General features: G+C 49.2%; 12 protein-coding genes. 4 read left to right on the plus strand and 8 right to left on the minus strand.

Annotated features, from left to right (window positions below; translation table 11 throughout):
• Nucleotides 1-92 precede the first annotated feature (92 nt).
• On the plus strand, nt 93-443 hold the full coding sequence (locus tag ABD07_RS14895) for a DUF4124 domain-containing protein (protein WP_240142366.1): 351 nt from the start codon (nt 93-95) through the stop codon (nt 441-443).
• Complete coding sequence (locus tag ABD07_RS01690; RefSeq protein ID WP_338040447.1) at nt 346-915, plus strand: thermonuclease family protein; 570 nt, start codon at nt 346-348, stop codon at nt 913-915. The genes ABD07_RS14895 and ABD07_RS01690 overlap by 98 nt, the downstream gene beginning before the upstream one ends.
• 21 nt (nt 916-936) lie before the next feature.
• On the opposite strand, the gene sdhA is transcribed toward ABD07_RS01690, so the two are convergent.
• From sdhA to ABD07_RS01715, 5 genes are all read right to left on the minus strand, one after another.
• Nucleotides 937-2,700 (minus strand): succinate dehydrogenase flavoprotein subunit, encoded by a 1,764-nt coding sequence (sdhA, locus tag ABD07_RS01695; RefSeq protein ID WP_160816845.1) that lies wholly within the window; start codon nt 2,698-2,700, stop codon nt 937-939.
• A gap of 1 nt (nt 2,701) precedes the next feature.
• Nucleotides 2,702-3,055 (minus strand): succinate dehydrogenase, hydrophobic membrane anchor protein, encoded by a 354-nt coding sequence (gene sdhD / locus ABD07_RS01700; RefSeq protein ID WP_160816846.1) that lies wholly within the window; start codon nt 3,053-3,055, stop codon nt 2,702-2,704.
• Complete coding sequence (gene sdhC / locus ABD07_RS01705; protein WP_160816847.1) at nt 3,049-3,438, minus strand: succinate dehydrogenase, cytochrome b556 subunit; 390 nt, start codon at nt 3,436-3,438, stop codon at nt 3,049-3,051. The genes sdhD and sdhC overlap by 7 nt, the downstream gene beginning before the upstream one ends.
• Nucleotides 3,439-3,610: 172 nt before the next feature.
• Nucleotides 3,611-3,988, minus strand: coding sequence for a DoxX family protein (locus ABD07_RS01710; RefSeq protein WP_160816848.1), 378 nt, complete (start codon nt 3,986-3,988; stop codon nt 3,611-3,613).
• Between the two features lie 19 nt (nt 3,989-4,007).
• A complete protein-coding gene (locus tag ABD07_RS01715) occupies nt 4,008-4,874 on the minus strand; it encodes a pirin family protein (protein WP_160816849.1) in 867 nt (288 codons plus the stop codon).
• Between the two features lie 130 nt (nt 4,875-5,004).
• Here ABD07_RS01715 and ABD07_RS01720 point away from each other — a divergent pair, with 130 nt between their 5' ends.
• Complete coding sequence (locus ABD07_RS01720; protein ID WP_160816850.1) at nt 5,005-5,937, plus strand: LysR family transcriptional regulator; 933 nt, start codon at nt 5,005-5,007, stop codon at nt 5,935-5,937.
• A 20-nt stretch (nt 5,938-5,957) separates the two neighbouring features.
• On the opposite strand, the gene ABD07_RS01725 is transcribed toward ABD07_RS01720, so the two are convergent.
• The 3 genes from ABD07_RS01725 to ABD07_RS01735 are packed head-to-tail and all read right to left on the minus strand — an operon-like array spanning nt 5,958 to nt 13,725.
• Nucleotides 5,958-7,277 carry a putative Ig domain-containing protein gene (locus tag ABD07_RS01725; protein ID WP_160816851.1) on the minus strand — a complete coding sequence of 440 codons (1,320 nt, stop codon included), beginning with the start codon at nt 7,275-7,277 and terminating at the stop codon, nt 5,958-5,960.
• Nucleotides 7,195-13,281, minus strand: a complete 6,087-nt coding sequence (locus tag ABD07_RS01730) for a calcium-binding protein (RefSeq protein WP_160816852.1) — start codon at nt 13,279-13,281, stop codon at nt 7,195-7,197. The genes ABD07_RS01725 and ABD07_RS01730 overlap by 83 nt, the downstream gene beginning before the upstream one ends.
• A gap of 9 nt (nt 13,282-13,290) precedes the next feature.
• A complete protein-coding gene (locus ABD07_RS01735; RefSeq protein WP_108698891.1) occupies nt 13,291-13,725 on the minus strand; it encodes a hypothetical protein in 435 nt (144 codons plus the stop codon).
• Between the two features lie 378 nt (nt 13,726-14,103).
• Between ABD07_RS01735 and ABD07_RS14745 the strand changes: the two genes are divergently transcribed.
• The gene (locus tag ABD07_RS14745) at nt 14,104-14,235 is read left to right on the plus strand and encodes a helix-turn-helix domain-containing protein (RefSeq protein WP_205010644.1); all 132 of its coding nucleotides are present in this window, start codon (nt 14,104-14,106) and stop codon (nt 14,233-14,235) included.
• Nucleotides 14,236-14,458 lie beyond the last annotated feature (223 nt).

Below are 14,458 nucleotides of genomic sequence, written 5' to 3' on the forward strand. Positions count from 1 at the left end.
GTACAAAACTCCTGCTACTGAGATAAAGAAAACACAACACAGTTTTTACCTGATGATCCAGATACCTAAATCGTATTCAGCCTAAATAACCCATGTTCCGCAGCAAACCGGTCCGCCTGCTTTTTCTGCTTTTCAGTCTCGCTGCAACCGCAGCACCGGCAAGCGGGATTTACCGCAGTGTCGATGCGCAAGGACGTGTCACTTATTCCGATACCCCTGCGGCCAATGCCCAACCGGGGGCAGCCCAGCCGCCAACTGCATCAAGTCGCCCGGGTCTACGATGGCGACACGATCATCCTGGAAGGCAGGAAACAAGTCCGTCTGCTGGGAGTCAACACGCCGGAAATCGAAAGCCGTCACCGCAGCGAAGAACCGGGGGGAGTTGCCGCAAAAAAATGGCTGCAAAATCAGTTGCGGGACAATCAGGTTTATCTGGAATTTGATCAAGTGAAGCGCGATAAGTACAAGCGTCTGCTGGCGCATGTATTTTTGCCGAATGGCAAGCACGTGAACCTGGCTTTACTGGAAAGCGGTCTGGCTGCGATCAGCATCATCCCGCCCAACGGCCGCTATAGCGACAAATTGATCCAAGCACAGCAATACGCTGAGAAACAAAAGCTCGGCATATGGTCCATGCCGGAATACCAATCCCGGCCCATCAGCGAAATCGCCAATCACACCAAGGGCTGGCAGCGATTTACCGGAACCCCGGTGGCGATCAGAAAAAGCCGTAAATTTACCCGCCTGCTTTTTAACGACAAAATCGATATCCGCGTCGCCAACAGTAATCTCAGGTTATTTCCAGAGCTTGTAACTTACGTGGGGAAACCGCTGGAAGTCCGCGGCTGGGTGGCACGCAACAAAGATCATTACACCATGTTGATTCAGCATCCCAGTGCACTAATCGCACAATAAGGTAATGCAGTGTGGTTAAATTCAATAAGTTCTGGCTTTCGGCGGGAAAGATTCGACCGTGATCGGCTTCAGCCGCACCGGTTTGTAATCCAACCGGTTGTCTTCGCTGAAAAACAACGTATGTTTTAACCATTTAACGTCATCGCGTCCGGGAAAATCGTCGCGGGCGTGTGCGCCGCGGCTTTCGCGCCGGGCTTCGGCGGAAATCATGGTGGCAATCGCGACTTCTTTCAGATTATCCAATTCCAGCGCTTCGATCCGCGCGGTATTAAACACTGCGCTTTTGTCCTTAATTTCCGTTTGTCCCACGCGCTGACCGACTTCCAGAATTTTTTCCACGCCCTTTTGCAGCATGTCTTCAAAACGAAAGACACCGCAGTAGGTTTGCATTGTCTTTGCAAGCGCGGCATGCACTTGTGCGACATTTTCGCCGTCTTTCTGATTCTCCAGGCGCGTCAGGCGGTTCAAGGTCCTATCCGCGGCATTCTCCGGCAATGGTTTGTGGTGCGGATGGATTTTCAAATCTTCAATAATTTGATTGGCCGCGGCGCGGCCAAATACGACCAGATCAAGCAGCGAATTGGTGCCCAAGCGGTTGGCGCCGTGCACCGATACACAAGCACACTCGCCGACGGCGTAAAACCCCGATACGACTTCTTCCGGTCCGGTTTTATACGGCGCCACCACTTGTCCGAAATAATTGGTCGGTATGCCGCCCATCATGTAGTGCGCGGTCGGCACCACCGGAATCGGTTCGTTGATCGGGTCGACATGCGCAAATTTCATCGCCAGTTCACGGATACCGGGCAAGCGGGTTTTGATGATTTCCGCGCCCAGATGATCCAATTTCAACAACAAATGATCGCTTTCTGCGCCACAACCACGCCCGTCCTTCATTTCCGTCGTCATGGCGCGCGACACCACGTCGCGGCTGGCTAGATCCTTGGCATGAGGGGCATACCGTTCCATGAAACGCTCGCCTTCCTTGTTCAGCAAATAACCGCCTTCCCCGCGCACGGCCTCGCTGATCAAAACACCCACACCATAAACACCGGTCGGGTGGAATTGCCAGAATTCCATGTCTTCCAGCGGAATTCCGGCGCGCGCCGCCATCCCTAAACCATCGCCGGTATTGATCAAAGCGTTGGTGCTGGCTTGAAAAATCCGCCCGCCACCGCCGGTGGCAAACAAAGTAGCCCGGGCTTGCAGGATCGAAACTTCGCCGGTTTCCATTTCCAGCGCGGTGACGCCAAGCACATCGCCCTGTTCGTCGCGAATCAGATCCAGCGCCATCCATTCGACAAAAAACTGCGTATTGGCGCTGACATTGCGTTGATAGAGCGTGTGTAACAATGCATGGCCGGTACGATCCGCCGCTGCACAGGAACGCGTTGCCTGCGCGCCACCGAAATTCTGCGATTGTCCGCCGAACGGGCGTTGATAAATCTTGCCGTTTTCCAGCCGGTCGAACGGCATGCCGAAATGTTCCAGTTCATATACAACTTCATTGGCCTGGCGGCACATGAATTCGATGGCATCCTGATCGCCCAAGTAATCGGAACCTTTGACGGTATCGTACATGTGCCAATGCCAATGGTCTTCCGTCACATTTCCCAGCGCCGCGGCAATTCCGCCTTGCGCCGAAACGGTATGCGAACGGGTGGGGAACACCTTGGATAGCACCGCCACTTTCAATCCGGCTTCGGATAACTGCAATGCCGCGCGCATTCCGGCGCCGCCCGCACCCACGATGACCACATCAAATTTTCTTTTGGTTATTGCCACATCAACTCCACAATATTTCCGTAGCCCATATCAGATAAAACAGCAAAGCAGTGATGACGGCAATTTGCACAGACAGGCGGATCGCCGTGGCATGCACGTAGTCCATCAGAATATTGCGCATGCCAATCCAGGCATGCCAGAACAGACAAATGAAAAATACCAAGGTGGCGATGCGCAATCCTGCATGGCTGAATACAGCTTTCCAGGCGGCATAATCCTGCGGTGTGGCAATCAGCAAAACTGCTGTCAGCGCGATGAGATAAATCACCATCAGCACGGCTGTCACACGTTGCGCCAGCCAGTCCTTCAGGCCATAGTGCGCGCCCGTCACGGCCAGTCTCGATGGCCTCACCATAGCTGCCACCCGATCAATGCCGTCAACAAAAATCCGGTCGCCAGCACCAGCTTGCTGCTAGTACGCGCTTGCGCCAATTGAATGCCGATTTGCAGATCCAGCAAGACATGGCGGATACCGGCGCACAGATGATGCAGAAAAAACCACAAGGGAAGCAACAGCGTAAGTTTAATCACCGGATTGCGCAGATAGTCCTGCACAACTTCAAAGCTTTGCGGCGATTGCAATAGCATCTGCAAACCACATAGCAGCAAGGGAATGCCGGGGAAGAACAGCAACGCACCGCTGATTCGATGCAGAATGGAAACCACCGCCGGTAGCGGTTGCTTGATCTTGAACAGATTCAGATGTTTGGGGCGTTTATGATGTAATTTTGCTTCCATGCGAGAAATTCTACAGTAGAAAATGCTATCGCCAGAACCCGGCTAAAACGCTAAAAATTGCAACCAAGTGTATTCTGTTACGCTGCCCGATACAAGCCATAACTCGATCGAATAGACAAACCCCGGCCGCCAGCAGCCGGGTTCCCATGCAAAAAAGATAATCGATAGCTGCTTACTGCGCGCGCCGCCCGTCCAAACTATAACCGCCCGCACCATGCACCGCCAACAGTATGAATCCGCCGGTTATCGCGATATTCTTCAGGAACATGATCATTTGCATCTGATCCGATAAGTTGCTGTGAAAAATCGCCGCAGCTGCTAGCGTGAATGCAGCCAGCGCAATCGATACCCATCGTGTTTGCCATCCCGCCACAACCGCCAGACCGCCCCCAATTTCAAGCGCTATCACCAGCGGCAGCAGCATGCCCGGCACACCCATCGCTTCCATATAACCCTGCGTGCCTTCATAGCCGGTGATTTTGAAAAAGCCGGACAGCAAGAAAATTTGCCCCAGAAACACACGTGCTACAAATTGACTGATTTTTTCCATGATGATCTCCTTAAAAGTGTTATTGATTACGTTTAATCCATGCGCGATCACGTACAAAATTATTGGACTGAAAATCTTGCATCGCTTGATCGATTTGTTCCCGGGTATTCATGACAAACGGACCATACCGCACCACCGGTTCACCAATCGGTCTGCCGCTGACAGCCAGCAGACGCGCGCCCTTTTTCCCGGCAACAAAATCAAATGAACCATCGTCCGCACCCAGTGGCGCCCACGAATGCAGCGGCACACGCTGCTCGCCCAATTGCCCATCGCCCTCAAAAACATAGAGAAAGTTATTATTCCCGGCCGGAAGGCGGTTCTGAAAATGTTTACCGGGTTGCACCTGCACATCATAATAAGACACCCCGGTCAGATCATCCGTAATCGGCGCATTCGTATCGGCAAAGCGACCGATTAAAACTTTCACCGTGTAATCCTGCGCTTTCACCACAGGAAAAGCTTCCGCAGGATATTCCTGATATTCCGGGTGATCCATCTTATGCGTTGCGGGCAGGTTGATCCACAGTTGGAATCCGCGCATCAAGCCATTCTTCTGCTTTGGCATTTCCGAATGAATAATGCCGCTGGCGGCTTTCATCCATTGCGCGGAACCGGGCCCCAGATCACCGCTATTACCCATGTTATCCTGATGCTCCATATGGCCGTCGATCATATAGGTAAACGTGGTAAATCCGCGGTGCGGATGATACGGAAAGCCCGCCTGATAATCTTCCGGTTTATCGCTGCTGATGTGATCCAACAGCAAAAACGGATCGTAATCGCGCAACACCGGGGATCCAATCGTGCGGTATACGGTTACACCGGCGCCTTCCGGCACGGCCACTGCCGGGATTATTCGTACAGAATTCACTGTTGTGTCCATGATTTTCTCCTTTGTTGTGATTCATCGTTGTAATCGTTTGACAGGGAGCATTATCATCGTTGTTATAATAAGAATAAATAACCATAATAAGAAATAATTGTTCCATTTTAAACAACAATGAGACATTCCGATGGATCGATATGAGAATATGAACGCCTTCGTGCGCGTCGTCGAAGCGGGCGGCATCAGCGCCGCTGCCGATCGCATGGATGTGGCAAAATCGGTGGTTAGCCGCCGTTTGAAGGAATTGGAAGAGCACCTCGGTGTGGAATTGTTTCACCGCACCACCCGGCAAATGAATCTGACCGATAGCGGGCGCGCTTTTTATCAGCAATCGGTGCGCATTCTGGCCGATATCCTCGAAGCCGAACACGCCACCTCGCAATTTCATGGTGCACTAAAAGGTAGCTTGAAAGTAGCTGTACCGCTGAGTTTTGGTTTGATGCACCTGGGACCCGCCATCAACGAATTCTTGCAAACCCACCCCGAAATCGAATTCGATCTGGATTTTAACGACCGCCAAGTGGATTTACTGGCCGATGGTTTTGACCTCGCCATTCGCATTGCCAGCTTGCCCGACTCCAGCCTGATCGCACGCCGCTTGGCTCCCATTCAAGCCGTTATGTGCGCAAGCCCGGCTTATCTTGAACACATGGGCGAACCGGAATCGCCGGAAGCACTCATTAAACACCGCTGTCTGGTGTACAACTTGATCAGCAACATTGACAACTGGAATGTATACGATGCCGCAGGAGAATTGATCAAAACCCGCATCACGCCTTACTTGAAAGCCAGCAATGGCGAATTTCTTCGCGATGCCGCCGTCGACGGCTTAGGCATCGTGCTGATGCCAACCTTTATCGTATACCGGGAAATCGAGCGCGGCACATTGGTGCCGCTATTGACCGAATATCGCTACTCGCAGCTTGCCGCGTACGCCATCTATCCGCAAACCCGCCATCTCTCGCAACGCGTCCGGGCATTTGTCGATTTTCTGGTTAAGCGGTTTGAGGGAATGCCTTATTGGGATTTGTGTTTGAAAAATGTGAAAAACATTTCTTGAATAGAATGGAGCTGGGGACATTAACCCCAGTGCGATGTAATGGTAGAACTTAGAATCGATGCATAATCGGGCGGCAGAATGGTTTCTCCCAGGTCAGGTAAAGAAAAATCTGCCATCGCATTGACCAGATCATCCACTTGACGGTCTCGTAACATCAAACCATCGGAGGTTTTAAACCGTTCGATGTGATTAGCGGATCCGAGGTACCAATCATTGATCACTACTTTATCCGTTGTCCCTATAACACTCGCCTCCAAATTATTACCTGCTCGCTGAAACCATATCTGATCCACGCTAATACCGGGGAGAAATCGCACGGTATCAACATTGCCCGGCGCAAAGTCATTTTCGATCAAGGTATCCATGCCATAATTCCGTCCAAAGATATAAACATCATTACCGCTTCCACCGATTAGGATATCGGTGCCTTCCTTACCGTTGAGACGATCATTACCGGTTTCACCTTGCAATGTGTTGCCAGCACTATTGCCGGTCAAAACATTGTTCATTTCATTACCCGTTCCATTAATCGTTGCACTACCGATCAGGACAAGGTCTTCAACATTCGCACCTAATGTGAAACTGATACTCGATCTGACTTTATCGATTCCCTCAGCACTTAACTCGATGACCGAATCACCAATGTTATCGACCGCATACATATCATTGCCGCTGCCACCGATTAGCGCATCGGGGCCTTCTTTGCCATCCAATTTGTCATTGCCCGACAGTCCGGTGAGCGTATTGCTGGCGCTATTTCCAGTCAAATCATTATCCAATGCATTCCCCGTTCCGCCGGTTACACTGGTACCGATAAGATGGAGATTTTCAACATTGGCGCCCAGCGTGTAAGAAACCGGAGAACGAATGGTGTCGGTGCCTTCATCAAGGCTTTCGATAACGATATCCAGCGCACTATTGACTGTATAAACATCATCACCCGTTCCACCCATCATGATATCGTTACCCGCACCACCATTCAGACGATCATTACCGGCATTGCCATTTAAGACATCGTTACCGCCTAATCCGTTAAGTATATCGTTACCGGTACCGCCAGTTAACGTATCGGCACCCGATGTGCCAGTACTCGTCATACCTAAATCACTGACATCGATATTAAAAGTATCCGAAACGATCAAATTACCGGTGTCTTTTGCTGTCACCTGTACGCTCAATATCCCGGTGAAATCGGGCATACCGCTGAAAGTAAGCGTTTCCGGATCAAAACTGAGCCAGGACGGCAAAGGACTGCCATCAGCCAGCCACAACGAAGGCAAGCATATCGCCATCATCCGGATCGGTAAATGCGTTCGGATCCATGCTGTAATTGAAGACATTTCCTTTAGTTGCTTTCTGATCCGTAAGTGCAACCGATAACTCGGGCGCTCGGTTACTTTCCAGTTTTGTTTTAATCGACGGCAGATCCCAAATGACGCCATCTTCATTAAATTGGATTTGTTCAACCGAGAATGGATTAATACCGTCATTTTCCAGATAATTATGGATAGTAAGGACGTCCATGGTGCCCATCAGGGTAAGTATCAAGTCATTGCCGGAACGATTGACACGCACTTGATCAGACGCAATCCCATAGTCAAACAGTACCGTATCGATCTTCCCGGAGGTCGTATCAAAATTATTAATCGTATCTTGACCGGAACCTTTGCCGAAGAAATAAGTGTCACTTCCAGCATCGCCCATCAGGATATCGTTGCCTGCGCCGCCGCTCAGGTAATCATCGCCATCGCCGCCCGCCAACGTATCGTTGCCTTCTTCACCATAAATTACATCATTCTCGTTCTTTCCAACGATGTGGTTACTCAATTCTTGCGGATTAAGCATCGGCATGGAGTCAGCTAGCGCAATCAGTTCGGCCATTGTCAGTACTGTCCCATCACCAAACTGGATACGTTCTAATCCCATCCCGGTCAGATCGGTCGAATTCGGCAATACGATTTCAACACCCCCACCCACCCATGATAAGGTTATCGTGGCGTGCATGGTTTGGCTGTAAAGGACTTCGATCTCATGTGGATCATCTTCTTCACACCGGACAGCACGCACCCCTTCGACCGCACGCTGCCCCCAAACAATGGCCATATCGTCAGGATCGATACCAACCAAGCGTAAAATGTCTTGTGCAACAGGCTTCGGCTCTAGTACATAATTCAAATGAGAGTGAACGCTTTTGTCTTCGTCACTCCCGATCAGCCACATTTGCGTTCCCGTGTCCCAAACCGTGTCAAGACCCGATTCTCCAGCAAACATGACATAAGTGTCCTGGCTAAACTTACCGTCCAGAAAGTCATTACCATCGCCGCCCACCAAGGTATCTCGGGCATAGTTACCGTACAGCGAATCATTACCGGTATTTCCATAAAGAAATCCACCGATATTTGGCGCGATGTCGGTGAAGTAATACATTTCATTATTCAGCGCAATTTTGCCGGATGCAAACAGCGTATCGTCCCCGCCGCCACCGTCAATCATCGAGATTTCACTCACAGAAGCAATGTCGCTTTGCCCGTGCCCATTGTTATAGCGATAACCGTTACCGTATTTATAACCTTCGATCACATTATCGCTACCGCCACCTTGAATGCGTTCAACTTGAGTATTGACGGTCGTAGTGGTTTGCCAGTAGTCCTGGAGTCCATCAGGTTCCGGTAATGTTGAAGTTTGACCACCGGTTATAAAACCGACAATCGCACCGTTATCGTAGACAGGTACCATACCCGCAGTGCTCATGCCTATCGAACCCAACTCTTTTAGCCGCTGAATCCATTCGGCAATCGGAATAAATTGCCGCTCTGACGATGGATTCACCACTGGGCTATCAAGAAGCGGAGTATCGATCAGATCGACAGTGACACTGGAATCATCGGAACTGGCGGATTGCCGGTGGATTACAGTAGTATCTGCGACAGTATCCGTCAGTGCAAAATGTTGCAGCACAATCTCAGTTTCAAAAGCAGTCACCGATTCAGCACGATAGGTTGTATCGTCTATCCTCGTGTAAGAACCAAAATTTATGCCGTAGCGGTTGCTGAGCAAATCATTCGCCCATTGCGCACGTGCTGCATCCAAAAAATCCGCTTGCAACTTAGTAATATTGGTATCCGGCTCGGATACAGTGAGCCAATCAGCGACATTAACGGTTACACCGCTTTCCTCGTGAATCGTCCATACATGTGGCGACACAAAATAATCCTTCAACGTCAACGCCGCACCGCTGCCATGTAATGTCAGAATCAAATCGTCACCTACTCGTTCGTGCTGTAGATCGGCCAGTGTCGCGCCCGCGGTCAGTGCAATAATACTCATCCCATCTGCGATTTCTATAGCCACATCGTTTCCTGACGACAACCAGCCGAAAAGATAGGTGTCGGTACCATCGCCACCGGTCAATACATCATTTCCTGCGCCGCCGTCGAGTGTGTCATCGCCTGCATTACCTTCCATGCGGTCATCAGCGATGGTTCCCACTAATGTATCTTCATCCGATGTTCCACCAAGAATGCTCGCAGCGAGCGCGGTCATCTCGCTGGCATTCATCAATGAATTATCATTGAAACGTAATGCCGTAATATTCGGTCCTTGGGTAAACCAGTTCTCAAAAAAGATGCTGTCTTGCGTACCTTCAATACGCATCAGCAGGCTGCCATCGGCCAAAGCAAAAAAGCGCAGAGCATCAGCGGCGATACCAGCGCCTAGTTGAACTTCGTCGCCAACAGAATCTTCACTATCCGCTGTAGTAATCGTATCGGCGCCGTCTCCACGCTCGAAGATATAAATATCGGCACCTCCTCCTCCCGTATAGCGATCGGCGCCGCTACCACCTTGCAATGTATCATTGCCAATTTGTCCGAATAGCGCATCATTACCAATTCCACCGGTAATCAGATCGTCACCCGAACCACCCAGAAGATAGTCGTTACCGCCATAACCTTTTAGGGTATCGTTATGGATTCCACCCTGGATAAAATCAGCACCCGCACCGCCATAAGCTTGCATGATCGGCTGTTCTGAGTCACCTTCGATGGATGACAAATTCAAAACGGCTGCTTCATGCAAATTTTCGCTGATCCAGGTTTCCAAGTTCACTGAGTTGTTGCCATGATCAAACTGGATTTGCGCAGCCATACCATAAAGCGCATCTTGCAAATCAAGTACTCCGCCATTTCCCAGCGAGATGCGTAAAACACTGGAATCACTTAGCCATGTCACGCCCAATGGTGTATTCGATGGTAAAGCACTGGAGCCTGCCAAAGAACCTTGTACTTCACCACTCGATTTAGCCAATGCGCTTGCAGGCATACCGGTACTGCCGGCATCGGCTAGCATGATGGTATTGTTGCCTTCCAAGTCGTTGATGAGATCGCCTTCTTCTACGTCAATATAGGTGTCATCACCCGCTCCACCATATAGCTCATCATTACCGGCCCCACCGATAAGTGTATCTTTACCGCCGCCGCCAAATAGCCGATCGGCACCTGCGCCTCCATCCAAAAAATCATCACCTTGATAGGGCAACGGAATCCCACTATCATCGCCGACCAACACATCCTGGCCTGCATCACCTGCAAGATAGTCGGAACCTCCGCTGCCAGTCAGCGAGTCATTGCCATTTCCACCACTTAAATAATCGTTACCATGCAAGGATGCATCCAATCTTGACTGATGATTATCTCCTTGCATCACATCATCACCATCTTGTCCAAGGATGGTATCGTTACCCGCGTCGCCAAAAATCACATCGCTATCGGCACCGCCATCGATTGAATCGTTACCGCCTCCCGCATAGATCCAGTCTTTACCAGTACCGCTTGCGATAACGTCATCACCGCCCGCCACCATGGCAACCTCAGCGGGTGACACGTTAAAATTATAATTCCGGTTATACGTAGTAACGTTATCTTTAGTATCCGATGCATGCTTAACTTTCCAATCACGATCGACTATTCCCGCATCGCGATCTCCCTCAATTGTGTCGTTTCCACCCAAACCTATCAAAATATCTTTACCTGTACCGCCCATCAGAATGTCATCACCCGCATTACCAATAAGCGTATCGTTACCGACACTTCCATCAAGCAGATCACCTCTTTCACCACTTCCCTTTTGAGTATTGCTCAGCGTATAAGCTGCATCCAAGGTATATTCGGTTTCTGCGTAAAGCCTATCGTTGTTTATCTGTCCCCGGATGATGTCACTATCGGTACCACCCAGTATCACATCGTCTCCTGCGCCGCCGGATAGAATATCCTCGCCAGCACCACCTTCGATGCGATCCTTACCGTCCTTGCCTTCAACCTCATCATTACCACCGAGACTTCGAATATGATCATTCTCGGCACTGCCATACAAGAAATCTTCACGATCCGGCGCTTCTTCAGTACCGACGACAATGTTGTCGAACTCATCGTAATCAATCGGCTTCTCGGGTTTCAAATCACCTACGATAATTCGATCCAAGACAGGCGCGTCGACAGGGGCATTATCCCCGAGAGTGATACCCAATTTGCCATCACTCCAATTTTTTATCCGTACCCTGGCACTGCCGGAGGATCCGACAAAACTGACGAACAAATCATAGGTGCCATTATCTTGAGCAGCGCGGAGATAGACTAAATCGTTCTTTTGATCCATCCAGGTATCACCGATTTTTATCCAATCCTTGCCGTCAGTCACACCGCTTCTACCTTGCGCAATCACAGCACCGAATTGAATTGCCCCAATCCCATCGATATCAAGCACAGTGTCGGTGCCGTCGCCGGGGTTGACAATATATGTATCCGAACCCGCACCGCCCTCCAGATAGTCGTTACCTTCAAGGCCTTTCAACGTGTCGTCCCCGCCGCCGCCATATAAATGATCCTCAACAGCGGAAGCGGCAGGATTATCCGCGCGCTCGCCGCCAAAGAAATAACGCGGTGTATTACCGGATAATTCGCCTTGCGAAATCTTGTATCCCGAAGTTACATCTTCAAAATAATCATTGATGTTTTGATAGCTATGATTGCTTGAACTAAATGCGGTGGTAGAATCCAGAGGGTTTTTATCTTCGATATTGAACCAATTTTTTCGTATCAGCATCGTCATACGATCAACGAGGTATGCTGAAGTCAGCGTGCCCGTACCGCTATCCGGGTTAAAGAGATCCAATGCACCGTTTGCGTTGAAAGCGCCATAATCAACGCGCTCTCCTTCCAGAATAAAAGGATTAAGTGCAATCAGTGCAAAGCGAGTTGCCAAACCTTCCTGGTTGGTGCTTTCGATTTTGCTGATGATAGCGCTGGGGGATAATTCGGATAGCAGCGTCAACTGAATTTTGCCTGCCAATTCCTTAAATTGGTCACTCTTTTGTAATGCATAGAGATTTTCATAAAACTTGTCGCGATTGCCCGTTTCCGTCTTCTGATCTTCACTAAGCGCAATCTCACCAGCTGCGGGATCCTGAAGAATGACACGCAAAGCATCAAGGGCGGATTCAAGCATTTTACTGTTCGATGCCCCGATGATATCTTTAGTCGAACCAAAAGCATCGAATAGCTTGTTGAGCTGCTCCTGACTCAAGCCAGGCGCTAATTGTGAGTAAACTGAATAGATGGCTAAAGTATCGGTCAATACTTGCTGACTGTGATTACGTGCACCGGGAGGGTTGCTTATATCTGAAGCCATTTGGTCTTCAATGACGATATCAATTGGAGGAGCAACATCAAAACCTAATCCAGCAATTGGCTTGACACCCGTTACAGCTTCGATATTGCTGATTTTGGACTGATCGTATGCGGATGCAACTCCGAGAAAATCCAAAATCGCATGAAACATAGCAAAAGGACCGGAGTGGCCACCGACCCCAGGACTATTAAACAGATAAGCATGCGAAATGTGATCAGCCAAAACAGGTTCTGCAACAAGCCCTGCGGCCAAGAATCCACCCAAACTGTGGCCAGTCACGGTGAAGTTTTGCGGGAGTGTTCCGTTTCCAAGCCACTCGACAACCTTGCTCCGGAGACTGATATATTGCGGTTGTAGTGCTGTACTACCTAGCCATGTGATATCAATCAGATCCGTCAATAAATCCATTGGATCAGAAGCTTCAATGCCACGAATAGCAAGAAAAAATTTGTTATCAGCATCAGCAAGCACCGTTGCCGAGAGACCGGTGATATCGGTGTATTGCTCTACTATGCGATATTTCAGAATGAAAGCATCAGCTTGAATCTCAGAAAATTCTGCGGCTATTAATTTTTGTCTAGCTGGCTCCTGTGTGACAAAATCTCCGTATGCTGCTAAAGCTAACTCTGCTTGTTTAGAATATTCAGCTTGTTGATTCAAGATTTTTTCTCACTCCATAATAAATATTCGCTTTTTCATATCTACATCCGTTTCTTGAGGGCATATAAATGCGGGCATGTGCCAAGGGCCCGGTATACCACCACCACGTCTCATATAAACTGTGCTTTCTCCAAGCAATCTATTATCTGATTTGTGATATATCCAAGTGCGTAATTGCAGCAACTCCGGATTTCCCTTGATTAAATAACTTGTAGAGCCTTTGTAGTAATACTCATCTCCAGGTTCAGCCAACCATTTAACCGGTACCCGTATCTGCCCATACTGATCAAATCTCTCCGCCGGCAATTTCACCGTCTCATACACCCTGATTCCGCCATCAATTGCACAAAGCCGCTTTACTTCCCTATCCAATCTGTCTTTTTCAGTAAAAAAAGCGGCATAAACGATTAATGAAGCGAGCAAAAGTAAAATAATTTTTTTCATGCGGTGCATTTTTATCGATCAATGGTTAGATTTGTCGCCAGTATTTAATTCCACTACAATAGGTTTCGGTGAAAGCTGTGAATAACGGTTATTTTTCGACTATTCTTTACTTTGGATTTGTAATACCGGCGTACGAAATTGGAATGCATACCATACCAACGAGCAATTGTTCACAATCAGAGCTATTTTCTCCATCTGAAATCTGGCAACTACACATTTCTTTGCTCCGCCATCGACGCAGTGTGAGCATCACTAGCACATAGGCACAGCAAATGTCCAGATACAAGCTTTACGATATAAGTGTAAGAATTTTTAGCATTGTTTACAGTATTTGTATTTGAGAGAATACTGTAAATGAATATACACAAACGTACCTGATTGACCTTGTTGGATCGCCAGGAAATCTGGCGGCTTTATCAAACCCGGCTGTGGAAGGTAGTGCAGTTGGCGGAACGCTTCCACGTCAGCCGTCCAACGATTTATGACATACTGAAACGCGCGAGACTCTAGGAATTTACGCCGCGTAACAGTACCAACCAGCGATTCAAGACGTTGCAGTAAGGTCTTAAGCGCCTGGCCAAGGTCGAGCAAGCCAGGAACGGCTCAAGGGTGAAGCCAAGCGCTATAACAAATCTTATCCGGGCGAACTCGTTCACTTCGATACCAAACGGCTCCCTCTATTGAAAGGGCAATCCGCCAATGAACCTGGCGAGTATCTGTTTGTGGCCATTGA

It is taken from the genome of Nitrosomonas oligotropha, from assembly GCF_009833085.1.
Taxonomy (GTDB): domain Bacteria; phylum Pseudomonadota; class Gammaproteobacteria; order Burkholderiales; family Nitrosomonadaceae; genus Nitrosomonas; species Nitrosomonas oligotropha.

Bases quoted from the DNA above. Each gene is read 5' to 3' on its own strand.
- sdhC (WP_160816847.1), bottom strand. From the start codon at position 3,438: ATGGAAGCAAAATTACATCATAAACGCCCCAAACATCTGAATCTGTTC.
- sdhD (WP_160816846.1), bottom strand. From the start codon at position 3,055: ATGGTGAGGCCATCGAGACTGGCCGTGACGGGCGCGCACTATGGCCTG.
- ABD07_RS01725 (WP_160816851.1), bottom strand. From the start codon at position 7,277: ATGTCTTCAATTACAGCATGGATCCGAACGCATTTACCGATCCGGATG.
- ABD07_RS14895 (WP_240142366.1), top strand. From the start codon at position 93: ATGTTCCGCAGCAAACCGGTCCGCCTGCTTTTTCTGCTTTTCAGTCTC.
- ABD07_RS01735 (WP_108698891.1), bottom strand. From the start codon at position 13,725: ATGAAAAAAATTATTTTACTTTTGCTCGCTTCATTAATCGTTTATGCC.
- ABD07_RS01715 (WP_160816849.1), bottom strand. From the start codon at position 4,874: ATGGACACAACAGTGAATTCTGTACGAATAATCCCGGCAGTGGCCGTG.
- ABD07_RS01710 (WP_160816848.1), bottom strand. From the start codon at position 3,988: ATGGAAAAAATCAGTCAATTTGTAGCACGTGTGTTTCTGGGGCAAATT.
- ABD07_RS01720 (WP_160816850.1), top strand. From the start codon at position 5,005: ATGGATCGATATGAGAATATGAACGCCTTCGTGCGCGTCGTCGAAGCG.